This window comes from Candidatus Frackibacter sp. WG13 (assembly GCF_900114655.1).
In the GTDB taxonomy this organism is placed as follows: domain Bacteria; phylum Bacillota; class Halanaerobiia; order Halobacteroidales; family Acetohalobiaceae; genus Frackibacter.
In genome coordinates, this window is sequence record NZ_FOTT01000003.1 from 123071 (window position 1) to 146809 (window position 23739).

The 23739-nt window shown below is 34.1% G+C and carries 17 protein-coding genes and 2 pseudogenes; all 19 read left to right on the top strand.

Annotated features, from left to right (window positions below; all coding sequences use genetic code 11):
* Positions 1 to 59 precede the first annotated feature (59 nt).
* The 19 genes and pseudogenes from BM077_RS03200 (at position 60) to ilvA (ending at position 23329) form a co-directional block, all read left to right on the top strand.
* Positions 60 to 2438 (top strand): N-acetylmuramoyl-L-alanine amidase family protein, encoded by a 2379-nt coding sequence (locus BM077_RS03200; protein WP_089748074.1) that lies wholly within the window; start codon positions 60 to 62, stop codon positions 2436 to 2438.
* Entirely contained in the window at positions 2438 to 2947 is a 510-nt protein-coding gene (locus BM077_RS03205; protein ID WP_089748072.1) for a GerMN domain-containing protein, read from the top strand. The genes BM077_RS03200 and BM077_RS03205 overlap by 1 nt, the downstream gene beginning before the upstream one ends.
* Positions 2948 to 3158: 211 nt before the next feature.
* Entirely contained in the window at positions 3159 to 4004 is an 846-nt protein-coding gene (murI, locus tag BM077_RS03210; protein WP_089748071.1) for a glutamate racemase, read from the top strand.
* 28 nt (positions 4005 to 4032) lie between these two features.
* On the top strand, positions 4033 to 5013 hold the full coding sequence (locus tag BM077_RS03215) for a 2-hydroxyacyl-CoA dehydratase family protein (protein WP_089748069.1): 981 nt from the start codon (positions 4033 to 4035) through the stop codon (positions 5011 to 5013).
* Between the two features lie 20 nt (positions 5014 to 5033).
* On the top strand, positions 5034 to 5783 hold the full coding sequence (locus BM077_RS03220; protein WP_089748067.1) for an acyl-CoA dehydratase activase: 750 nt from the start codon (positions 5034 to 5036) through the stop codon (positions 5781 to 5783).
* A gap of 168 nt (positions 5784 to 5951) precedes the next feature.
* Positions 5952 to 6131 carry a hypothetical protein gene (locus BM077_RS03225; protein ID WP_089748065.1) on the top strand — a complete coding sequence of 60 codons (180 nt, stop codon included), beginning with the start codon at positions 5952 to 5954 and terminating at the stop codon, positions 6129 to 6131.
* A gap of 534 nt (positions 6132 to 6665) precedes the next feature.
* Entirely contained in the window at positions 6666 to 8348 is a 1683-nt protein-coding gene (locus BM077_RS03230; protein WP_089748063.1) for an L-lactate permease, read from the top strand.
* Positions 8349 to 8553: 205 nt separating this feature from the next.
* Positions 8554 to 9951, top strand: a complete 1398-nt coding sequence (locus BM077_RS03235; protein WP_089748061.1) for an FAD-binding oxidoreductase — start codon at positions 8554 to 8556, stop codon at positions 9949 to 9951.
* Positions 9944 to 11242, top strand: coding sequence for a (Fe-S)-binding protein (locus tag BM077_RS03240; protein ID WP_089748059.1), 1299 nt, complete (start codon positions 9944 to 9946; stop codon positions 11240 to 11242). Before BM077_RS03235 ends, BM077_RS03240 begins: the two co-directional genes overlap by 8 nt.
* Before the next feature lie 21 nt (positions 11243 to 11263).
* Positions 11264 to 11836, top strand: a complete 573-nt coding sequence (locus tag BM077_RS03245; RefSeq protein WP_089748057.1) for a LutC/YkgG family protein — start codon at positions 11264 to 11266, stop codon at positions 11834 to 11836.
* A 27-nt stretch (positions 11837 to 11863) separates the two neighbouring features.
* Positions 11864 to 14005, top strand: coding sequence for an L-lactate dehydrogenase (quinone) large subunit LdhH (gene ldhH / locus BM077_RS03250; protein WP_218124636.1), 2142 nt, complete (start codon positions 11864 to 11866; stop codon positions 14003 to 14005).
* 542 nt (positions 14006 to 14547) lie between these two features.
* Complete coding sequence (locus tag BM077_RS03255) at positions 14548 to 15255, top strand: FadR/GntR family transcriptional regulator (protein ID WP_089748055.1); 708 nt, start codon at positions 14548 to 14550, stop codon at positions 15253 to 15255.
* Positions 15256 to 15307: 52 nt separating this feature from the next.
* Positions 15308 to 16042 (top strand): FadR/GntR family transcriptional regulator, encoded by a 735-nt coding sequence (locus BM077_RS03260; protein ID WP_089748053.1) that lies wholly within the window; start codon positions 15308 to 15310, stop codon positions 16040 to 16042.
* A gap of 302 nt (positions 16043 to 16344) precedes the next feature.
* Positions 16345 to 18267: pseudogene (locus tag BM077_RS03265) on the top strand (OPT family oligopeptide transporter).
* A gap of 190 nt (positions 18268 to 18457) precedes the next feature.
* Positions 18458 to 19411, top strand: coding sequence for an aminopeptidase (locus BM077_RS03270; RefSeq protein ID WP_089748049.1), 954 nt, complete (start codon positions 18458 to 18460; stop codon positions 19409 to 19411).
* 134 nt (positions 19412 to 19545) lie between these two features.
* Positions 19546 to 20448 (top strand): bifunctional enoyl-CoA hydratase/phosphate acetyltransferase, encoded by a 903-nt coding sequence (locus BM077_RS03275; RefSeq protein ID WP_089748047.1) that lies wholly within the window; start codon positions 19546 to 19548, stop codon positions 20446 to 20448.
* A gap of 332 nt (positions 20449 to 20780) precedes the next feature.
* Positions 20781 to 21896 (top strand): alanine dehydrogenase, encoded by a 1116-nt coding sequence (gene ald / locus BM077_RS03280; protein ID WP_090003424.1) that lies wholly within the window; start codon positions 20781 to 20783, stop codon positions 21894 to 21896.
* Positions 21897 to 21988: 92 nt separating this feature from the next.
* Positions 21989 to 22087, top strand: a pseudogene (locus tag BM077_RS03285) (helix-turn-helix domain-containing protein); the annotation flags it as partial.
* 27 nt (positions 22088 to 22114) lie between these two features.
* A complete protein-coding gene (ilvA, locus tag BM077_RS03290) occupies positions 22115 to 23329 on the top strand; it encodes a threonine ammonia-lyase (RefSeq protein WP_089748041.1) in 1215 nt (404 codons plus the stop codon).
* Positions 23330 to 23739: the final 410 nt, after the last annotated feature.

Consider the following 23739-nt stretch of genomic DNA (forward strand, 5'->3'; position numbering starts at 1 on the left):
GAATAAATAAATTATAGCCTTATTTTTTTAGTGAAATTAATAATTTAGGAGGCAGGCAGATGATACCTAAAAATAGGTTGATATTATTATTGATTCTAACTATTCTATTATGTCATGTTTTCCCTGTAGCAGCTAATAATCAAAAGAAATTATTAATAAATAATCAAGTTATTAATAAACATTTAAATATAAAAGAAGAAAATGGTGCTTTATTAATTCCTCTTAAAGTATTAGAAGATAGTTTTAATTTGGATATTGAATGGATAGAGTTAATTAAGAGTATTAATATAAAATTAGATAATAAAATAGTAAAACTGCGTGTGGATGAATCAAAAGTTCAGATTGGTGACCAAGTAAAGGAGTTAAGTACACCGGTTAGGATGACAGATGGGAAAGTATATATTCCACTTGACTTTATAGCACAAATTTTAGGATATAAACTTACTTGGAATACAACAGAGATTAACCTTTCTAAGCCTTCTGTACAAGTGAATGATGTAAAGTATAAAAAGACAACTTCAGGGGAAGAAATTATAATTCATACTAATAAAAGGCCGCGTTATGATATTGCTTCTCTCCAATCTCCAGAGCGGTTAGCAATTGATATTTTGGATTCTAAATTAAGTAATAAGCTTAGAGATATAGCTGTGAATAACGGTCTGATATTTCAGATAAGAAGTAAACAGTTTAAGACAGATGTTGTTAGGGTTGTTCTCGATTTATATCAACCTCTGAGTTATCAAGTTGATATAAATAAGGTTAAGAGTGGTTATCAGTTAAAGTTGAAACTTAGTCCGCGAATTATTGATTTTAGTTATAATAAAAAAGAAGAAAGCTTTTCTATTTTAGCTACGAAAGAGTTAGGTACATATAATGTTAAGTCATTACCAAAGGATAATAAAATAATTGTTGAGTTTCCAAATGTATTATTAGATATAGTTAAAGATCACTTTGCAATCAACAATAAGTGGGTAGATGAAGTAGAATTAGTTCAAGTTGAAGAGAATAACAATACTGTAGCAAAACTTATTCTAACAACAGATAAGTTATTTAAGCTTAATATTTATAATGACCCTAAGAATGCTAAGCGCTTAATTATAAAGCCTAATAGGTTGAAAGAGTTATTAGATGTTAATTATAACCCTAAAGAAGCGAGCGTTAATATAGTTACTAAAGAAATGGTGTCTCCTAAATCTATTCCATTAAAGAAAGGAGCACGTTTAGTTTTAGATTTTCCTGAGACTATCTTTAGAAAAGTCCATAAGAGTGTTGAATATGATGAGAAGTTTATAGAGGAAGTTAGAGTTTCGCAGTTTAATAAAGAAGTTGCGCGGGTAGTAATTGATTTAAAAGAGTTAGTTAATTATGAACTTAATACTATTAAAGATAGTGAAAGTGAACACTATAATACAGTTGTTAAATTAGAATTACCTGATGATAAAGATAATAAAGAATTAATTGATACACTAAACTCAGATAAATCTCAGCAACCTCAACAAAGAAGGGATATTAATCATTCAAAAGATGAGAGTTCGAAAACGAATAGATTAGAAGATGTTAATATAGTTACTAATGGCAATAAAATAGAATTAAATGTTAATTTAAAGAATAAATCTAAGTATAGGATTAGAAAATTTAGTTATCCTAACCGGTTAGTAATTGATCTTCCTCAGACGATTAACAAGTTAAGAAAGGAATCAATCGTTGAACCTAAGGGAATAATTACTGATGTAAGAGTGAGTCAATTTTCTTGGGAACCAGCAGTTACTAGAGTAGTATTTGAATTACCTTATGCTATTGATTATAAGGTTACTTCCAAATCTTTAACTGACCAGATTAGTATTAAGTTAAAGACTCAAAGTGAAGAATCGGTCTTATCAAATCGAACAATTGTAGTTGATGCTGGTCATGGAGGAGCAGACCCTGGAGCAATTGGACCGACTGGTTTAATGGAGAAAGATGTTAATTTAGATATTGCTAAAAAGTTAGCTGCTTTATTACGGCAGGCTGGAGCAACAGTAAAGATGACTAGAAAGGATGACCGATATATTACTCTATGGTCAAGAGCTGATATGGCTAATCGACTAGATAGTGATATTTTTGTCAGTATTCACTCTAATGCTCATAAAGGTAAAGATGCTTCTGGAACTGAAATTTATGTTTATCCAGGTAGTTATGGAGATACTTTGGTATTAGCTAAACTTGTTCAAAGTTCTTTGCAGAAAGAGATTGATTTAATAGACCGAGGAGTTAGGTTTAATGAACTTTATGTTTTAGAAGAGACAACTATGCCTTCGATCTTAAGTGAGATTGCCTTTATTACTAACCGTAAGGAAGAGAAGTTGTTGGCAGATCCTGACTTTAGGCAGAGAGCTGCTCTAGGTCTATATAAAGGAATAGTTGCTTTCTTTAATAGGGTAGCTAAGGAGGAGAGATAATGGCTAAACGAAGTGAAACATTGAATTATGTATTTATTGGATTAATTGTAATAACTATGGTCTTGATTCCACTATTGTTTTTAACGTCATCTCCAGTACAAACTAGGAAGGTAAAACTATACTTTAGTTATAATCAAGCCCAGAATTTGAAAGCAGAAATAAGAGAAATTAAAGTTGATAACATATATAGACAGACTATTGAAGAATTAATTAAAGGACCTACTGAAGAAGAATTAACCATGACTATTCCTCAAGGGACTAAGTTGATTGATCTAAAGCTAGAGAATAAAGTTCTAAAACTGAACTTTAATTCGAAATTTAGAAAAAACCACTGGGGTGGTAGTACAGGTGAAACGATGACGATCTATTCTATAGTGAATACTATGACTCAATTTCCAGAAGTTAATTCTGTACTATTTTTGCTAGAAGGCGAAAAAATTGAAACTTTAGTAGGACATGTAGGTCTAGAAGATCCTATTCCTCCTAATTATAAATTAATTATGGATTAACGATTAAAAGTGAGACAATCATTGTCTCACTTTTATTTAGGTATGTAGAGTCATATTGATAATTTAGTTAAAATAATAATATTAATATTTAATAGGAGGATAATAATATTAAGAGAAATCATAATATTTATTCCAGATAGTACTTTAAAATCGTCTGATTATGAGATAAAATTAATTGTTAAAACTAAAAAGAGTCTGGGAAGGTGAAAGAATGAAATCAAGTAATCCAATCGCACTATTCGATTCTGGGGTTGGTGGTTTGACAGTTACTAAGGAAGTTATGAATGAATTTCCCGATGAAGATGTTATTCATTTTGGTGATACTTTACATCTTCCGTATGGTCCTCGTCCTCAGAAAGAAGTTCGAGGTTTTGCTTTTGAAATTATAGATTATTTAATAGAAATATTGAATGTTAAGTTAATAATTATTGCTTGTAATACAGCAACAGCAGCTGCTTTAAAGATAGCTCAAGATGAATTTGAAGTTCCAATCATTGGTCCTGTAAAGCCAGGAGCGAAGGCGGCAATTAAGAAGACTAAGAATCAAAAGATAGGAGTAATAGCAACCAAAGGTACAATTAGTAGTAAAGCATATCATAAAGAGATTAAGTTACTATCTAAGGAAGTAGAGATTTTTGCTAAAGCTTGTCCAGAGTTCGTAACCTTAGTAGAAAGGGGAAAGGTTACAGGTTTAGAAGTTGAAGAGGTAGTTGAGGGTTATTTAGCTTCTTTAAGAGAAGTAGGAGTTGATACTCTATTATTAGGTTGTACTCATTTTCCATATCTAAGCCAAGTAATTCAAAAAGTGATAGGTCCAGATGTTAATCTGATTTATCCGGGACGGGAGATTGCAATTCAAGCTAGAGAAATTCTATCAGCACTTGATGATTTAAATAAACAACCCAAAATAGGAAGTAGAACCTTTTATGTAAGTGATCTAGATAATATTTCTTATGATTTTGTTAAAGTAGGAAGAGAGTTTTTAGGATTAGATGAATTACAGTTTAAAGAATTACCTATTTTTGATAAACCAAATTTAACACAGGGGATTAAGTAAAGTGATTAGAAAGGTGAAGTGATTGAGTATGGCGGAAAAGATTGGTTTAACGACTACTATACCGGTTGAAATTATTTATGCTGCTGGTGATATACCGGTAGATTTAAATAATATCTTTATTACTAGTGATGAAAGTCAGAAATTAGTAGAAGAAGCAGAGTATGCAGGCTATCCTCGGAATATATGTGGGTGGATCAAAGGCCTCTACTCTACAATCTTAGAAAGTGATGATATTAATAAAGTGATTGCTGTGACACAAGGTGATTGCACTAATACTCATGCTTTGATGGAGACCTTAGAGGTTCAAGGGGTTGAGACGATACCATTTGGTTATTCTTATAATCAAGATGCTGAGTTACTTCAGTTACAGATAGAGAAATTAATGGACTACTTTAAGGTGAGTCGAAAAGAAGTTTTAGAAATTAAGAAGCAATTAGATAAGGTCAGGGAAAATGTTCATCAGATAGATCGTTTAACTTGGACTGAAGATAAAGTGAGTGGTTGGGAAAATCATCTTTTCTTAGTTAATTGTAGTGATTTTAAAAGGGATTTTAATAAGTATAATATAGAAGTAGAAGAGTTTTTAGAGACAGTAAAAATGAGGGAGCCATTTAATGAAAGAGTAAGATTAGGTTATATCGGTGTGCCTCCTATCATTAATGATCTTTATGATTACGTTGAGAAAAAAGATGCTAGGATAGTATTTAATGAAATCCAGCGTCAATTTAGTATGCCGTATGAAACAGATAGTTTAATAGAACAATATATTAAGTATACTTATCCTTATAATGTCTTTGTTAGATTAGAAGATATTAAACGAGAAATAGAGAGAAGAGATTTAGATGGTATTATTCATTATACACAAAGTTTCTGTTTTAGGCAGATTGAAGATTTGATATTTAGAGAAGAGCTAGATATACCGCTACTTACTCTAGAAGGAGACAAGCCTGGAGATTTAGATGCCCGTAGTCAGATGAGGTTAGATAGTTTTATAGATATGCTAAAATAAGATTTATATGAGGTGGTAAGATGAAATGCGGAATTGACTTAGGTAGTCGCAATGTTAAACTAGCAGTATTAGATAAAAATGAAATAATAGATTTAAGAAAGTATGATACAATAGAATTTTATCGAAAATATGGGAAGAAAGAGTCTGGAGAGTTGGTAATAGATTTTGATAAATTTGGGATCAATGATTTAGATTCAGTAATTTCAACGGGATATGGAAGAAATACAATTAAGATTAAAGGTGCTGAACAGATCCCTGAACTGAAAGCTCATATGCTAGGGGGACTCTATCAGACCGACTATGAAACCTTTACTTTATTAGATTTAGGTGGTCAGGATAGTAAAGTTATAAGGATTAAAAATGGTCAGATGGCTGATTTTCAAACTAATGATAAGTGTGCTGCTAGTTCTGGTAGATACTTAGAGAATATGGCAGAGGTTTTAAATATAGATCTTTCAGAATTAAGCAAGTATTATAAGGAGCCAGTAGATATAAATGCTACGTGCGCAATCTTTGGTGAATCAGAATTGATTGGTAAGATATTAGAAGGTTATTCGGTTCCTGAATTAGCTGCAGGGATTAATTATAGTATCTTTAAGAGAGTTAAACCATTATTATTAAAGCTAAAGAGTAAGCAGTTAGTCTTTACTGGTGGAGTAGCATATAATCAAGCTATTAGTAAAATCATAGAAAATGAGTTAGGAGTTCAAGTGATTATTCCTGGTAAACCACAATTTAACGGAGCAATAGGAGCAGCTTTGCACATATGAATTTTAATTTATATGTGCTTTTTTTCTGCAAACCTTGACATTTTTCTGACAATTCAGTATAATAAGATTAACATAATGGTCAGACCATCAGTTGGCTAATTATTTATTCTATTAGGTAACATTTATAAGTTTTTTATGCGAAATAGAAGAAGAAAGGAGTGAATTGTAATGTATTGTATTATTTGTGGAGAAGAAATAGATGGTAAACAGTTTCGTAATACTTGTGAAACTTGTGAGAAAGAAGTGAACAAGTTATCTCGAAAGATGTTAAAGTCTAGAAAGAAGATTAATTTTCATCGATTAAAGAATAAGTTTAAACGAAAAAGTCAAGGATATGCTAAAGGCTAATTAGCGAAAAAAATCAAAAAATATGATTTCTTTGTGAAAAAATATACTTTTTTGAAACTCTTGACATTATTCAGACAATTTAGTATAATGGATTTAACATAAAAGGTCAGACCATCAGATAGTAATGAGAACTATAAAGTATGTTCTTCTGTCTGGCCTTGTTGATAATTATGATTTTTAAATGACATATATCAGGTACTTGATATATGTCATTTATTACTTACTGTTCATTGCATATAATAATTCATAAGATTTAATTCTAAAGATTGAGAAAATTTTTTATTTATTCAGATTGGCCTTACCATCAGTTGGATGAGAAAAGAGACTTATGTAAGTCAGAGCATTTGTTCATAAAACTATTTTCAGAATAATTAAAGATTAAGACTTCTGAAATTAGTTTTAACTTTAATAATATTGTCTAATAGGCAAAAAATGAGAAGGGAGGAGGGAGTTTTTAAGAGATTATTAAGAATAGTTGTTTTAGTTTGAGCTTATAAGAGAAATAATTTAATCTTATTAAGGGGGAGTTAAAAAATGGGTTCAGCTACACTAGCATTTTTAGCATTTTTACCAATTCTAACAGTATTTACTCTAATGGTTGGGTTTAGGTGGCCATCAACTAAAGCAATGCCGATCGCTTGGATTGTTACATCGGTAGTGGCAATGTTTGTTTGGAAGATGGACACAGTTTTTTGGGCAGCAGCTTCAATTCAAGGTGCTCTAATTGCATTCAAAATTTTGATTATTGTATTTGGAGCAATCTTAGTATTACAAACACTTAAAGCAAGTGGAGCAATTCAGACAATCAAATCTGGGTTTTATAGTATTACTCCAGACCGTCGAATTCAAGCAATTATCGTTGCATGGTTATTTGGTTCATTCTTAGAAGGAGCGGCAGGTTTTGGTACGCCAGCTGCGATTGCAGCACCATTACTTGTAAGTTTAGGTTTTCCACCATTAGCAGCGGTTATGGTTGCACTTATTTCTAATAGTACACCGGTTACTTTTGGTGCGGTTGGAACACCGATTATTATCGGGTTTGGTGAAATCTTTAATATTGATAAGGTAGTTAATATGTTACCAGCTGGTATGAATGTGGAGGCATTTATTGACCAGACTACAACTTTTGCTGCAGGCTATCACGCAGTTGCTGGAACATTAATTCCGTTATTCTTAGTTGCATTCTTAACTAAATTCTTCGGTAAGAAGAAGTCTTTTGCTGAAGGTTTAAAAGTTTGGAAGTTTGCTATCTTTGCTGGATTAGCAATGACAATTCCTTACTTCTTAACTGCTTATACTTTAGGTTCTGAGTTCCCGTCTCTAATGGGTGGTTTAGTTGGTTTATTTATAGTGGTTATGGCTGCTAAGAATGGTTTCTTGATGCCAGAAGAGAAGTGGGACTTCCCACCACGAGAAGATTGGGCTTCTGATTGGGTTGGTGAAGAAGAACCAGATACAGATATGAGTGAAGGGCATCATTCTTTATTAACTGCTTGGACACCTTATATCTTAATTGCTTTCTTATTAGTAATTACAAGATTAACGCAGTTACCATTTAAAGCTATGTTAAATAAGTTTACATTAAGTATTCCAAGTATTCTTGGTACTGACTTAGGTTATTCGATTGCGCCTCTATATCTACCAGGTACTATTCCATTTATTTTAGTGGCTGTTCTTTCAATCTTTATCTTAAAGATGAAAGGAGAACAAATTTCAGAGGCATGGAGTGAAACATTTAGTCGAATGACGGCTCCTACTATCGCTTTAATCTTTGCTGTAGGCTTAGTACGAATTATGATTAACTCTGGGGCTACTACTGGTGGTCCAGAAGGATCAATGTTAATGGCTATGGCACAGTTTGTTTCTGATATTACGGGAGGGCTTTATCCACTATTTGCTACTATGATCGGTGTGCTTGGAGCATTTATCGCTGGTAGTAATACAGTTTCTGACATGCTTTTCGGTATGTTCCAGTACGATGCAGCGACTACACTTCAGTTACCACACACGGTGATCGTTGGTTTACAGGCCGTTGGTGGAGCTGTAGGTAATATGATCTGTGTACACAACGTTGTTGCGGCAAGCGCAACTGTAGGGCTTGTTGGTATGGAAGGTATTATTATGAGAAGAAACTTAATTCCAGTACTATATTATTCTTTAGTTACGGGACTTATGGGACTATTCTTCTCTTATGTTATCTTCCCAGGTGCATTCTAAATAGATTGCTAGAGTAAGAATTAATCAAAGGTTGGCAAAAGTAGAAATTTACTTTTGCCAACCCATTGATATTTTTTTATTAGTGGTGGTCAGACCACTAGTCCAGAAATATATGAAGTAGAGAAAACTTATGACCGTTCTCGTGAACGTTTTATAGAAGCATTTTCTTAATCTTAAATATGAAAATTAAAAGGGTGGTTGCACTATGATTAATAATTCAACAATTAATAGATTTAAAAAAGTAGTTGGAGATGAATATGTTTTAACGAGTAAAGAAGAACTCCTTAGTTATTCGTATGATTCTACGGCTGGTGTTGATTCAGTTGTTCCTAAATTAGTAGTAAAGCCAGGCTCTACAGAAGAGGTGGCTGAAGTTATTAAGATTGCAAATGAGGAAGAGATTAATGTCATTCCTCGAGGAGCAGGAAGTAATCTATGTGGAGGAACGATTCCAGTTGAAAATAGTGTAGTAGTAGTTTTAACTAGATTGAATAAGATTTTGGAAATTGATGAAGAGAATTTAACTGCAACAGTAGAAGCAGGAGTAATTACTGTAGATGTTCATGATGCTGTAGAAGAAAAAGGGCTATTCTATCCACCAGATCCAGGAAGTATGTCTGTTTCTACAATTGGCGGTAATATTGCTGAGTGCGCCGGGGGGTTAAGAGGTTTAAAGTATGGTGTTACTAAAGACTATGTTATGGGATTAGAGATTGTATTGCCAACAGGAGAAATTATTGAAGTTGGTGGTAAGACTGTAAAGAATGTAACGGGCTATGACTTGCCAAAGCTATATACTGGTTCGGAAGGTACATTAGGTATTATCACTAAGGCTATTTTAAAATTAATACCTAAGCCTGAAACTCATAAGAGTATGATGGCGATCTTTGATGAATTAGATGGAGCGGCAGAAACAATTTCGAGTATTATCAGTAATAAAGTAGTGCCGGTAACTTTAGAGATTATGGATAGGGTTACTATTAAAACAGTAGAAGATTTTGCTAATATAGGCTTACCTACCGATGCAGAAGCGGTTCTTTTAATCGAAGTGGACGGAATTGAAGAAGTAGTTGAACGCGATGCAAAGAAAGTAATTAAGATTTGTGAAGAGCATGGAGCACGACAGGTTAAATTGGCTAAGACTGATGAGGAAAGAGATGACGTCTGGGCAGCAAGACGTTCAGCATTATCTGCTTTAGCTCGCATGAAGCCGACAACTATCTTAGAAGATGCTACAGTACCACGAAGCAATATACCTGATATGATTAGAGGAGTAAATGAGATAGCTAAGAAGTATGGCTTACAGATCGGAACATTTGGTCATGCAGGGGACGGAAATTTACACCCTACAATCTTAACTGATGAAAGAGATAAAGAGGAGATGGAGAAGGTACACAAAGCTGTTGAGGAGATCTTTGATATAGCTTTAGACTTAGATGGTACATTATCTGGAGAACACGGAATTGGTATTGCAAAGGCAGGGTTTATGGCTCAGGAGTTAGGAGAAGATGGCCTACAAGCATTAAGAAATATTAAGTATTCTTTAGACCCTAAAGGATTACTTAACCCACATAAGTTAATCGGGGATGGTAGTAATGAGTAAGATATTAAAAGAAGTTGAAGAAGAAGTTGCTAAATGTATGAAATGTGGTCTCTGTAGAGCAGTCTGTCCAATCTTTAGTGAGTTAGATAACGAAGCGACTGTAGCCAGAGGAAAAGTTAATTTAATTGAGAATGTTAATAGTGGAGAGCTAGGTTTAACTGATAAATATGAAAAACTTATGGAATTATGTTTAATGTGTAAGGCTTGTGTAGCTAACTGTCCTTGCGGAGTAGAGGTTGATAAAATAGTGCTTAAAGCAAGAGAAGAGTTAGCTCAAGATAAAGGGCTATCTATGATTAAGAAGGGGATATTTAGTGTATTACAAAATAAATTTGTTTTCCCATTAGGAATGAAATTAGGGTCAATCTTCCAAGGTTTAGCATTTAGTAAGAATGATGGTCCACAGCCAGGTAATAATCCACGAGTTTCGGTAGGATTAGATAGAAGAAGGGTAATACCTGATTTAGCTGAAAAGACATTTAAAGAAGAATTTCCTGAGGTAGTTAAAGTAGATAATCCTAAAGCGAGAGTAGCGTATTATACAGGTTGTACTGTTAACTATATCTATCCTGAATTTGGAGAATCAGTGGTTAATGTTTTAGTTGAGAATGGTATTGAAGTTGTTATTCCACAGGGTCAGCAGTGTTGTGGAACGCCAGTTAGGATTTATGGGGATACTAAGACAGCTAAAAAATTAGCTCAGACTAACGTAGAAGAATTTGCTAAGCATAATGATGTAGATGCTATCATTACTTCTTGTTCTTCTTGTGGTTTAGCATTAAAAGAAGAGTTTGAAGAAGTATTAGGTACTAGTCCAGAACTAAAAGAGTTTAGTGATAAAGTCTATGATATTGCAGAATATTTAGTAGATGTTATTGACTTTGATCGAGAAGGATTAGGTGCTGTACGTAGGAAAGTAACTTATCATGATCCTTGTCACTTGGTTAGAGGCATGGGAGTTAGTGAGCAACCAAGAGAAATTTTAGAAGCGATACCTGGGGTGTATTTTGAGGAAATGGATAGACCAGATCGCTGTTGTGGGTCAGCTGGGTCATTTAACTTAAAGTATTATGATCTGTCAATGGATATCAACAAACATAAAATAGAGGATATTAAGCAGACAGGAGCAGATACTTTAGCTACTGGCTGTGGAGCATGTAAGATGCATATCAGTGATGGTTTAAATCAAGCCGGGATGGACCAAGAGATAGTGCATACGGTGCAGCTTTTAGATGAAGCTTATCAGAAGAGAAAAGTCAATCGAGAAAAGAAGTCTAAAAGAGCAGGTTAATTAATTGCGGAGGTGAAGAGAATGGCAGTTGCAGAAGATAAGGTTATAGGTAATAATTTAGATGAATTATATGATAGATTTGTTAAAAAGGCCGAAACATTAACTACTCAAGTTTATAGAGCTAAGAGTGGCAATGAAGTATTAGAATATATTCAAAAAGAAGTGAATGAATTGGGTGCTAAAAAAGTAGTTGGACATGAGTCGGAATTACTTGCTGAAATTGGATTAAAAGGCAAGATTGAAGGAGTAGATGTAAAGACGAAAAATATTGTTGAAGAGGTTGAAACTGCAGATATTGGTATTTCCGAACTTGATATAGCTGTTGCTAAGAGTTCTACTTTAATTCAGAATGCCGAAAGCTATGAAAAACGCGTAGTTTCGATGTTACCAAAGACTCATATTGCGATCGTTAAGACTAATAATTTAGTGCCAGATTTACCAGATGCTTTTGAAGTACTAAGAGAAAAGTATGGAACAGCAGTGCCACCTTATTTAGCATTTATTACTGGACCATCTAAAACTGCAGATATTGAACGGACATTAACTATCGGAGTACATGGGCCAGGACGTTTGGTAGTAATCTTTGTTGATTAATTTGGTTAGTTAGGGAGGTAAATAATAATGTCAATGTTAGCTAAGAAAGAATTAACTGATAATATTAAAAAAGCTTTAAATAATGAGAACTTACGAAGTGCATTAGGAAGTTTTGCTGATGGCTTTGTGCAGGATAGGAATGCAGCTTATGAAGATGAAGATTTTGAAGCTTTAAGAAAGAAAGTGCGTGAAGCCAGAGATTATGCTGTTGAACATTTAGATGAATTAGCAGATAAATTTCAAGAAGAGGCAGAAAAGAGAGGGGCTATTGTTTATAGAGCTAAAGATGCCCAAGATGCTAATCAATATATTCAGAAACTATGTGAAGAAAAAGGTGTAGAGACAGTTGTAAAGTCTAAATCAATGGCTACTGAGGAAATCTTTTTAAATAAACACTTGGAAAAACATGATATTGATATTACTGAGACTGACTTAGGCGAATGGATTCTACAATTACAGGAAAGTCATCCTTCGCATATGGTAATGCCAGCTATTCATTTAAAAAAGGAAGAAGTAGCAGATTTATTTTCTGAAGAAGTAGGTTATGAAGTTTCACCAGAAGTAGAAGGACAGGTAGAGTTAGCAAGACAAGAATTGAGAAAGAAATTTTTAAGTGCTGGTATGGGGATTACTGGTGGAAACTTAGCAATTGCTGAAACAGGTACTATTGCGTTAGTGACTAATGAAGGTAATGCTCGCTTAACCACTACTTTACCGCCGATTCATGTAGCAGTAGTTGGTTATGAAAAGTTAATTGCTAAATTTGAAGATGCTATAGCAGCTTTAAAGGCTTTGCCGAGAAGTGCAACTGCTCAGCATATAACTAGTTATGTAACAATGGTGACTGGGCAAGTGCCGACTATAGTTGAAGGTGAAGAAGGGAAGAAAGAACTTCATATTATCCTTTTAGATAATGGACGTCGAGAAATGTTAAGTGACCCAACATTTAAGCAAGCAGCTAGATGTTTAAGATGTGCGTCCTGTTTAAATGTTTGTCCTATTTATAAACAAGTAGGGGGCCACGTATATGGACACGTTTATGCTGGGGGAATCGGTTCAATCTTAACTGCTTTCTTCCATGGGTATGAAACATCAGATGATGTGCAGGAAATGTGTATTGGTTGTCGACGTTGTGCAGAATTTTGCCCGGGAAATATTAATATTCCGGATCTTATTTTAGAATTAAGAAGAAGATTGACAGAAAAAAGAGGATTGCCATTTATCTTTAATGTAGGCATTAAAGGGATTTTAGGGAATAGTAGATTAATGCATACTGGTCTTAAACTGGCTTCTAAATTCCAAGGGCCGATTACAGATGGCGATATGATTAGACATTTACCTCTTGCATTCTCAGAAATTACAGAGTGTAAGAGCTTACCAAAGATTGCAGATAAACCATTTAGAGACCAAATTAAGAATATAAATCAAAAGGTAGATAGTCCTACGGAGACAGTAGCTTTTTATGCTGGGTGTGCTATTGATTTTGCTTATCCAGAGGTAGGGACTTCATTAGTAAAAGTATTAAATAAAGAGAATATTAAGGTTGAATTCCCACAAACACAAGCTTGTTGTGGAGTGCCAGCTAAATATTTAGGTGATATGGAGACAATGAGGAAGCTCGCTAAACAGAACATTAAAGCTTTAGAAGGCAGTTATGATCATATTATTACTGCTTGTCCAACTTGTGCAGAGGCAGTGATTGAAGGGTTTGCTGAAGCATTAGCTGGAGAACCAGAATGGCAGCGTAGAGCTAAAAAGGTAGCTTCTAAGGTAAAAGACTTCTCTCAATACTTAGCCAACAAAGGTTATGAAGTTGGAGATGGAACTAAGAAGAGAAAAGTTACTTATCATGATTCCTGTCACTTAACAAGAAGTTTAAGGCTACAAGAAAAGCCTCGTGAAGTGCTTAAAAGTAGTAATAATATAGATTTTGTTGAGATGAGAGATTCTGATATCTGTTGTGGTTTTGGTGGTAGTTATTCATTTAAGCACCCTAATGTTGCTAAAGAAGTATTGAAAGATAAATTAGATAACGTAGAAGCTACTGGAGCAGATACTTTAGCTATGGACTGTCCAGGTTGTTTAATGCAGTTAAAAGGTGGCGCCGATAAGCATGGCGTTAATATTGATGTTAAGCATACGGCAGAAATTTTAGCAGAGAATTTATAATAAATGGATGTCATAATTATACTTTAAGCATAAGTAACGTAGGATTTTTGGACGGCAGTAATTAATTATGCAAGAATCTTAAAATAACATTTCTACAGTAGATATTCTAAAAATGTTTAGCTACCCAAGCTATTATATTGACTAAAGGAAGTTAGAGACAGCTGATATCTTTAGCTTCCTTTAGTTAAAAACAAGATTAAATCTTTAGTAAATAATTGATAACAATTTAGTTTGGGTATAATAAAATATAGATGGTTTTTATTTTAAAAAGAGGCTCTCCTCCATTATAAGAGAGTCTCTTTTTGTTCTTGTAGTAGGAAATTATTACTTTTTAACAGGTTGTAGAATGAACGGCAATCGGAAGATGTATATTGACTTTGTTCTATTTAAGAAAATCATATTTAAATTGAAATTGTGAACAATTTCTATAAGATAGCAGGAATCATTTGCTCCAGTATAGAAAAATATAAGTAATGTAAAAAATAATAGTATTAAGAAAATGGAGTTATTATATAAGTGGTAAAGTAGGAGAGTGAAATTGAATGTCAATTTTTAAGCCAATTAAGAATAAACGTATTTATCAACAGATAGTAGAACAGATTAGAGAATTAATTGCTGATGGTACTTTGAGTCCTGGTGATAAATTAATGTCAGAAAGAGCAATGGCAGAGGAGTTAAATGTTAGTCGTGCTTCAATTAGAGAAGCTTTTAGTGTGTTGGAGATGTTAGGTTTAATTGAAAGTAGACCAGGTGAAGGTACTTTTATTAAAGAAGTCAAAGAAGAAATGGTGCTTGAGCCTTTAGCTTTAATTCTAGCTAGTGATGTAGACAACATTTTTGAATTGATAGAGACTAGAAAGATATTAGAAGTAGAGAGTGCTGCTCTAGCAGCTAAAAGAGCAACTGAAGATGACCTTGAAAATATTAAACAGGTTATTGATGAAATGAAAGAAGCAATCAACCAAGGTAAGTTAGGTGACCAAGCAGATGCTAAATTTCATTTTGCAGTGGCTAAGGCAACCCATAATCAAATGTTTGTAAGAGTAATGTATACAATATCTGACTTATTAATTCAGGCAATTGGTGAATCAAGAAAGCAGCTCTTTAAATTAAAGGATAATAACGAAACCTTATATGAACAACATAAGCAGGTTTATGAAGAGATAGTAAATAATAATCCACAAAAGGCTAGAGAAGCCATGTATCATCACTTAGAAACAACAAGAAAAGAATTGAACAAATTAATCTAGATATATAGGATATAATCATTGATATTTGAAGTTGATCTAAAGGAGTGGAAAGATGTTTAAACCAATTCAAAATAAACGTATTTATCAACAGATAGTAGAACAGATTAGAGGTTTAATTGCTGATGGCACTTTAAATCCTGGTGATAAATTAATGTCAGAGAGGGCAATGGCAGAGGAATTAAATGTTAGTCGTGCTTCGATTAGAGAAGCTTTTAGTGTTTTAGAGATGTTAGGTTTAATCGAGAGTAGACCAGGTGAAGGTACTTTTATTACGGAAACGGATCCGGAGACATTGATTGAGCCTTTGGCATTAATTCTAATGGTCGATAAAGACAATGTTTTCGAATTATTAGAAATTCGTAAGATAATTGATGTAGAGAATGCAGCATTAGCAGCTAAGCAGGCTACTAAAGAAGAGTTGAAGGAAATAGAAGAAGCATTAAAATCAATGGAAAGATTAGTAAGGGAGAATAATTTTACGAATAAAGCCGATTTTAAGTTCCATTTCGCCATAGCCAAAGCTACTCACAATAATATTTTAGTTAAAATAATGCAAACTATTGCTGATTTATTATATACTTCAATGAGTACCCATTTAAGGCAGTTATATCGAGTAGAAGGAAATCCACAAATGTTATTAAAGCAGCATCGAAAAGTATATGAGCATATTAAAGAAGGTAACTCCGAGGGTGCTAAACAAGCAATGTATCACCATCTAGAGGCGGCAAAAGAAGAACTTTTGCGTATTATCAAACAGGGTCAAATAGAAATGGAAGAAATAGAATAAAGGAATTTGGGTTAATCTATTAAAAAATCGATTAACCCTTGACATTTTGGTGAGAGAACATATAAAATTAAGTGGAAACTAACTTATGTAAGTAGGCTCAAAGAGTATGTTAATTTTCAGAAAAGTCTCTTATTTTAAGTTAGTTAAAATAAAGTATCAATGATTAGAGTAGAAGAGCATAAGGAGGAAAGTAGTAGAGTATCAGTAGCAGACTAAAAAATATAATAATCAATAAAGTATTAGAGTAGGCAGTAGCATTATATTCTACTAATCTTAATAAAATTTAAATTAGGAGGAAAAGTATGTCACAAACAAAGGATCGGGAAAAAGAAACTGCTGAAAAGACACACAAACCTTATGTTGCTGCTGATAAGTCAATGGCTGAATTTACTTTCAAGTCTATTATTTTGGGTGTGATTATGACTGTAGTATTTGCTGCAGCTAATGCATATTTAGGCTTAAAAGTCGGGATGACAGTTAGTGCATCGGTGCCTGGGGCGGTGATCTCGATGGGTATTTTACGTGGAGTACTAAATAAAGGTACTATTTTGGAGAATAATACAGTTCAAACGATAACTTCAGCCGGTACTTAACTGGCTGCTGGTGTAATCTTTACTATTCCCGCTTTGATATTATGGGGAGTAGACCCAAGTATGATTAAGATGTTTTTAATTGCATTATTTGGTGGAGTTTTAGGGGTATTATTTATGATTCCTTTAAGAAAATATTTAATCGTAAAAGAAGATGGAAACCTTCCTTATCCAGAGGGAACTGCTTGTGCAGAAGTTCTAATTGCTGGAGAAGAAGGAGGAGCAAAGTCTAAGTATGTATTTGGAGGAATGGCTCTTGGTGCAGTTTATAAATTCTTATCTGGTGAAATGAAACTCTTGAAAGAGTCTGTTGAATGGGCGATCCCTGGCTATCAAGGCTCGGCCATTGGTTTTGATCTATATCCATCATTATTAGGTGTAGGGTATATTATCGGTCCTAAGATTGCTGTTCGGATGTTAGCTGGAGGTGTTTTGGGTTGGTTTGTATTTATGCCTTTAATTGCTAATGTAGGGGCTGGTTTATCAGAACCATTATTTCCAGCAGCAAAGCCTATTGCCGAATTAGGTTATTGGGGGATCTGGGATAATTACATTCGTTATGTTGGTGCTGGTGGTGTAGCTTTAGGTGGAATTGTTAGTTTGGTTAAGGCACTACCGACAATTCTAGAATCATTTAAAGCCGCTATGGGTGAGTTAACAACAGGTTTAGGCAATGATATTAAAGAGATTAGAACAGATAGCGACTTACCGATAAAATGGGTAGCCATAGGAGCTTTAGTAGTAATTATAGCAATTGCTTTCACACCACAGATTCCAGTAGGAGTCATTGGAGCTATATTTGTAGCGGTATTTGGTTTCTTCTTTGTAACAGTTTCATCTAGGATTGTAGGTATTGTGGGAAGTTCTTCTAACCCTGCTTCTGGGATGACAATTGCTACTTTATTAGCAACTAGTTTAATTATGAAAGCAATTGGTTGGACAGATCAGACAGGTATGATTGCTGCATTAAGTGTAGGAGCTATTGTATGTGTTGCTATTGCTGTGGCAGGTGATACATCTCAGGATTTAAAGACAGGATTCATAGTAGGAGCAACACCTAAAAAGCAGCAAATTGGTGAGTTAATCGGTATTTTAGTTTCCGCTATATTTGTTGGTGGAATAGTATTGATGTTACATGAGGCATATGGAATTGCTTCTAAAGACTTACCAGCACCACAGGCTAATCTAATGGCGATGGTGGTTAAAGGAGTAATGAAAGGTAACTTGCCATGGGCTTTAGTATTTACTGGAGCCTTCTCAGCCTTAATTATTGAGATGTTTGGAATCGGTTCTTTACCTTTCGCAGTTGGATTATATCTGCCAATTCATTTAAGTACACCGATTATGATTGGTGGTTTAATTAAGTTAGCTTTAGATAAGAAGAAATCTCTATCTGAAGAAGAAAAAGCAGACAAGAACGAAAGTGGTATTCTCTTTGCTTCAGGATTAGTAGCTGGAGATGCACTGGTAGGTATTTTACTAGCAGCCTTAGCCATTAAAGGCTGGCATACCTCTATTCAGGTTGGTTCAGGCTGGGCAGGGGGAGCTGCTAATATAGTTGCATTAGCTACTTTTGGGGTCTTAGCTTATCTTTTATGGAAGAACTCAATAGGTGCTAAGCTTAGAGAAGAATAAATATATATAAGTTTAATATTGTAAAAAAATGAAGATACTATAGTCAGGCTACCTTTAAACTTGAGGTAGTCTGATTAATTTACATATAAGACTCTTGCATAATTAATTGTTGACGCTGAAAAAATCGTGTTAATTATGCTTGAAGTCTAATTATGGAATTTGTTTATATAAAAAGGAGTGGAAAATAAGAATGAATAAATTAAAAGAAGCCGCAAATATTGCAATTAATGATTGTATGGGAGTTAAAGAGGATGAGACGGTATTAATCATTACTGATGAACCGTTACGTGAGATTGGACAAGCACTTTTTGTAGCAGCTAAAGAGGTAACTAAAGAAGCTATTTTTACTGAGATTACTCCTCGGGCTAATCATGGAGCAGAACCACCAAAGCAAATAACTGATCTACTAAAGCAGGTTGATGTAGCTTTAATGCCAACTTCTAAGTCATTATCACATACTAAAGCACGTAAAGAAGCTAATGCTAATGGGACTAGAGCTGCTACATTACCGATGATTACAAAAGAGATTATGGGACGGACTCTAACTGCTGATTATGGGAAGATTAAAGAGAGAAGTATTAAAATAGCTGAAATATTGAATGAAGGTCAAGTAGCCCACCTAACAACGGAGATAGGTACTGACCTTAAGATGTCATTAGAAGGAAGAGAAGGCAAGCCAGATACAGGTATTTACCATCAAAAAGGTGATTTTGGTAATTTGCCTGCTGGAGAGGCTTATTTAGCACCATTGGAAGGTACTGCATCAGGAAAGATAGTAATTGATGGAGCGATGTCTGGAATTGGAGTATTAGAAGAACCGATAACTTTAATTGTAGAAGATGGTTATGCAGTAGAGATCGAAGGTGGAAAAGATGCTGATAAGTTAAAAGAAATTGTAGATCAATATGGAAAAGAAGCTAGAAATATTGCTGAATTAGGGATTGGGACTAATGATGAGGCTATCTTAACTGGTGTTGTACTAGAGGATGAAAAAGTATTAGGCACTATCCATGTAGCGATTGGTGATAATAGCTCCTTTGGAGGAAAGGTAGAGGTCGATTCTCATTTGGATGGGATTATAAAAGAGCCAACTCTAAAAATAGATGACCAGATAATTATGAAAAATGGGAAATTAAAGGTTTAAAAGAAGGAGATAGGGAATAAATAACTAAATAACTTAAAGTAGGTATTTTAAAATTTAAAACTTATGCAAGGAAGTAGTAATTAAGTGACTAATAGATAAGTAGAGAGAATTAGAGTATTGGGGAGGTAACGGAATTGATAAATAATTTCGACGAATTATTAACTCAGGCAAGAGAATTAGAGACGAGTGTGGTAGCAATTGCAGCACCTTATGATGTTGACACTTTAAAAGCAGTTAAAGTAGGTGAGGACGAAGGTCTGATTGAAGCAATATTAGTAGGGGATAAACAGAGAATTGCAATAGAGGCTGATAAAGTAGATTATAAACTAGTTGAAGATAGAGTTATCGATGTAAAAGATGATGATGTTGCAGCTTTAGAAGCTGTAAAGCAGGTTGATATCGGAAGAGCTGACTTTGTAATGAAAGGTTTAGTAAGTAGTGCTACTATTTTAAAAGCTGTTCTTAATCAAGATTTTGGTTTGCGGACAGGTCAATTACTAAGTTATGTAGCTGCTTTAGATATTCCAAAAGAAGATAAATTGCTATTTATGACTGATCCAGCAATCAATATCAATCCTAACCTAAAAGAAAAGGTACATATTACACAGAATGCAGTGCAAATGGTCAAGGCTTTGGGTGTAGAACAGCCTAAAGTAGCTGCTTTAGCGGCTATAGAGAAGCCAAATGATAAGATGCCCGCCACTTTGGATGCAGCTAATTTAGCTAAGATGAGTAGAGAAGGAAAGTTTAAAGGTAGTATTGTCGATGGACCATTAGCATTTGATAATGCTGTTAGTCTTAAAGCTAAGGAGAGAAAAGGGATTGAGAGTATAGTAGCCGGGCAGGCGGATATCTTTTTAGTTCCTTACATAGAAGTAGGAAATGTTCTTTACAAGGCTTTAACCTATTATGCTGATACTAAGATTGCTGGTATTGTCATGGGAGCTAAGGTTCCAGTAGCAATGTCTTCACGTGCTGACGATTATTTAAATAAATTAACTTCAATGGCTTTAGGTAAGATAGTAGCAAATTACTAATATTATAGTAATAAATATAGATATTATAGCTACCAATGATTGCTGGTAGCTTTTTTTATCTAAAACAAATGAAAGATGCTATTAAAATTCTTTAATAATTCTTTGAAATTTTGTTGAAAAGAGATATAATATAGATAAGGAAGTCGAAAGAACAAAGTGCATTTCAAATTGTCGGAAAAATAATCATCTTTATTCTATTGTCTCATTTTAATATAGTGTACATAAGGAAAGACTAGTTAGGATGGTGCTAAATATAATATAAAGAATAAAGGTTGATTATGAAGTAAATTATTTGTAATTTAATTTTAATATAATGAAAGGGAGGAGTTAAAATGATTATTGGTGTACCAAAAGAGATTAAGAATAATGAAAACAGAGTAGCAATTACTCCAGCAGGAGTAGAGGCCTTAACTAACGAAGGACATGAAGTAATTATTGAGAAGTCGGCAGGTGAAGGTAGTGGAATTCCTGATGCAGACTATAAGGGGGCAGGAGCAAAGATATTAGATACTAATGAAGAAGTTTTTGCTCAAGCAGATATGATTATGAAGGTTAAGGAGCCGCTATCAGAAGAGTATGACTTGTTTAAGGAGGGGCAGATTTTATATACTTATTTACATTTAGCAGCAGAGGAAGAGTTAACTGAAGCGTTGATGGAGAAGAAGGTTGTTTCTATTGCTTATGAAACAGTTGAGTTAGCAGATGGTTCTTTACCGTTATTGACTCCAATGAGTGAAGTAGCTGGTAGACTAGCTACACAAGAGGGAGCAAGATTTTTAGAAAAGCCACAAGGTGGACGAGGTGTTCTGCTTGGTGGAGTACCAGGTGTAACACCAGCAAAAGTAGTAGTTATTGGTGGTGGAGTTGTAGGAATCAATTCAGCTAAGATGGCATTAGGTTTAGGAGCAGATGTAACTATACTTGATATTGATGCCGAACAGATGAGATATTTAGATGATATCTTTCATGGCAATGTAAAGACAAGAATGTCTAATAAGTATAATATCTATGACGAAGTAATAGCAGCCGATCTAGTAATTGGAGGAGTTTTAATTCCGGGAGCTAAAGCGCCTCACTTAGTTACTGAGAATATGATAAAGGATATGAAAGAAGGAGCAGTAATTGCTGATGTAGCTATTGACCAAGGAGGTTGTGTAGAAACAACTTACCCAACTACTCACGATGAACCGGTATTTACTAAACACGGAGTAGTCCACTATTCAGTAGCTAATATGCCTGGAGCGGTAGCTAGGACTTCTACTTATGCTCTAACTAATGTAACGCTACCTTATGCAATTGAGATTGCTAATAAAGGATATAAAGACGCTTTATTAGATGATTCTGCCTTATTAAAGGGGTTAAATGTTTATGATGGTAAAGTAACATATAAAGCTGTAGCTGAAGCATTTGATTTAGATTATTATAACCCAGAGGAGTTATTGGATTAAGAATAAATAAATACCTATAAATAAGAAGAGGCTTAAGCCTCTTCTTATTTAATAATTAAAGGAGTATATAAGTAATTAAATTCTTAGATTAAAGAGGAGTCTGTATGATTAAAGGTGCTGTTGAAGTAATAGCTGATAATTTGGGAGTATCGCGGTATACTATATATAATTATTTAAAAGAGATAGAGTAAGGTGGATAAATTTAAGGGGTGGTTCTAATGGATGTAGTAACTTTAGAAGAGATTAAAGCTGCTAAAGAGAAGTTGAAGAATATCATCAACGAGACAGAATTAGACTATTCTAGGACATTTAGTGAGATAAGTGGAAATCAAATTTATTTAAAACCAGAAAATTTACAACGGACCGGTTCTTTTAAGATTAGAGGGGCATATAATAAGTTGTCCAACTTGACTGCAGAAGAGAAGGAAAGAGGAGTGGTAGCTGCTTCAGCTGGAAATCATGCCCAAGGAGTGGCATTAGCAGCTAGCCAATTAGGTATCAAATCTACTATCATTATGCCTAAAGGAGCTCCAATTGCTAAGGTCAAAGCTACTCAAGAATACGGATCAGAAGTGATTTTAAGTGGAGATACCTACGATGCTGCTCATGAAAAAGAAGAAGAATATGCTCAAAAGACAGGGGCTACAATAATTCCGGCTTTTAATGATACGGATATAGTTGCTGGACAAGGTACTATTGGCTTAGAGATTTTAGAAGAACTGCCAGATGTAGAAGTAATTATTGCACCGATTGGTGGTGGGGGGCTAATATCTGGAATTGCTATTGCGGTCAAAGAAACAAATTCGAATGTTGAGATTATCGGTGTAGAAGCCAGAGAAGCTGCTTCAATGAAAGCCTCATTAAGAAGGCGTAGACCAGTAGTTTTAGAGACAGTAAATACAATTGCTGATGGAATTGCAGTTAAAAGACCTGGCGATTTAACTTATAAAATTACTTCTAAATATGTTGATTATGTGGCTACTGTAGATGAAGAAGAGATTGCACATTCAATCTCGTTATTAGCAGAAAGATCTAAGCTAATCGTTGAAGGAGCAGGAGCTACCGGGTTAGCAGCAGTTCTAAATGATAAGATATCATTACATGGTAAAAAGATAGCTATCGTCTTAAGTGGTGGTAATATTGATTTAGATATGATCTCTACTATTATTGACCGAGGAATGATTAAAGCAGGAAGAAGAGTATTATTAACTACTTCTCTGCCAGACACTCCAGGTGCATTAGAGAAGTTATTAAGTATTGTAAGTACAACTGAAGCAAATGTAGTATCAGTTAATCATGATCGGTTAAACCCTGACATTTCTTTAAAGCAAGCAGAAGTAGAGTTAGTATTAGAGACTAAAGATTCAGAACATATCCACGAGGTTATTAATGCCTTGAAAAAGGATGGATATGATGTAAAGAGACTTGGATAAATTGATGTAATTATGAAAAAATATTAATTAAGGCTCTTGCATAATTAAATAGAGTTTCCCCATTTTTTAAAGTAAATAATATGAAAATTATCAACACCTAAAATTGTGGACAATTAACCTTAACAATTGATTAAAATAGATTATCCACAGATTACGCAAAAAAGGTGAAATTACCTCCGTTTTTTGGTATAATTAGGTTGGACACCAAAACCAAAAAGGAGGAATTCCACCTATGATTAATTATACCAAACTTATATACCAATTGAAAAGGAAATTATCAAGTTTTTCTAAAAAAATTACTAAAAAGTTATCTAAACCTAAATCTAAATTTGTCTTTCAGGTACTATATGGACTATTAGAAAACCAAACTGTTTTATTAAGTGAAATTTCTAGAGCGTTAAAAGAAGATA

Coding starts and splice junctions, on each gene's coding strand:
- BM077_RS03230 (WP_089748063.1), top strand. CDS start 6,666: ATGGGTTCAGCTACACTAGCATTTTTAGCATTTTTACCAATTCTAACA.
- BM077_RS03240 (WP_089748059.1), top strand. CDS start 9,944: ATGAGTAAGATATTAAAAGAAGTTGAAGAAGAAGTTGCTAAATGTATG.
- ald (WP_090003424.1), top strand. CDS start 20,781: ATGATTATTGGTGTACCAAAAGAGATTAAGAATAATGAAAACAGAGTA.
- BM077_RS03200 (WP_089748074.1), top strand. CDS start 60: ATGATACCTAAAAATAGGTTGATATTATTATTGATTCTAACTATTCTA.
- BM077_RS03205 (WP_089748072.1), top strand. CDS start 2,438: ATGGCTAAACGAAGTGAAACATTGAATTATGTATTTATTGGATTAATT.
- BM077_RS03225 (WP_089748065.1), top strand. CDS start 5,952: ATGTATTGTATTATTTGTGGAGAAGAAATAGATGGTAAACAGTTTCGT.
- murI (WP_089748071.1), top strand. CDS start 3,159: ATGAAATCAAGTAATCCAATCGCACTATTCGATTCTGGGGTTGGTGGT.
- BM077_RS03255 (WP_089748055.1), top strand. CDS start 14,548: ATGTCAATTTTTAAGCCAATTAAGAATAAACGTATTTATCAACAGATA.
- ilvA (WP_089748041.1), top strand. CDS start 22,115: ATGGATGTAGTAACTTTAGAAGAGATTAAAGCTGCTAAAGAGAAGTTG.
- BM077_RS03245 (WP_089748057.1), top strand. CDS start 11,264: ATGGCAGTTGCAGAAGATAAGGTTATAGGTAATAATTTAGATGAATTA.
- ldhH (WP_218124636.1), top strand. CDS start 11,864: ATGTCAATGTTAGCTAAGAAAGAATTAACTGATAATATTAAAAAAGCT.
- BM077_RS03260 (WP_089748053.1), top strand. CDS start 15,308: ATGTTTAAACCAATTCAAAATAAACGTATTTATCAACAGATAGTAGAA.
- BM077_RS03270 (WP_089748049.1), top strand. CDS start 18,458: ATGAATAAATTAAAAGAAGCCGCAAATATTGCAATTAATGATTGTATG.
- BM077_RS03235 (WP_089748061.1), top strand. CDS start 8,554: ATGATTAATAATTCAACAATTAATAGATTTAAAAAAGTAGTTGGAGAT.
- BM077_RS03220 (WP_089748067.1), top strand. CDS start 5,034: ATGAAATGCGGAATTGACTTAGGTAGTCGCAATGTTAAACTAGCAGTA.
- BM077_RS03215 (WP_089748069.1), top strand. CDS start 4,033: ATGGCGGAAAAGATTGGTTTAACGACTACTATACCGGTTGAAATTATT.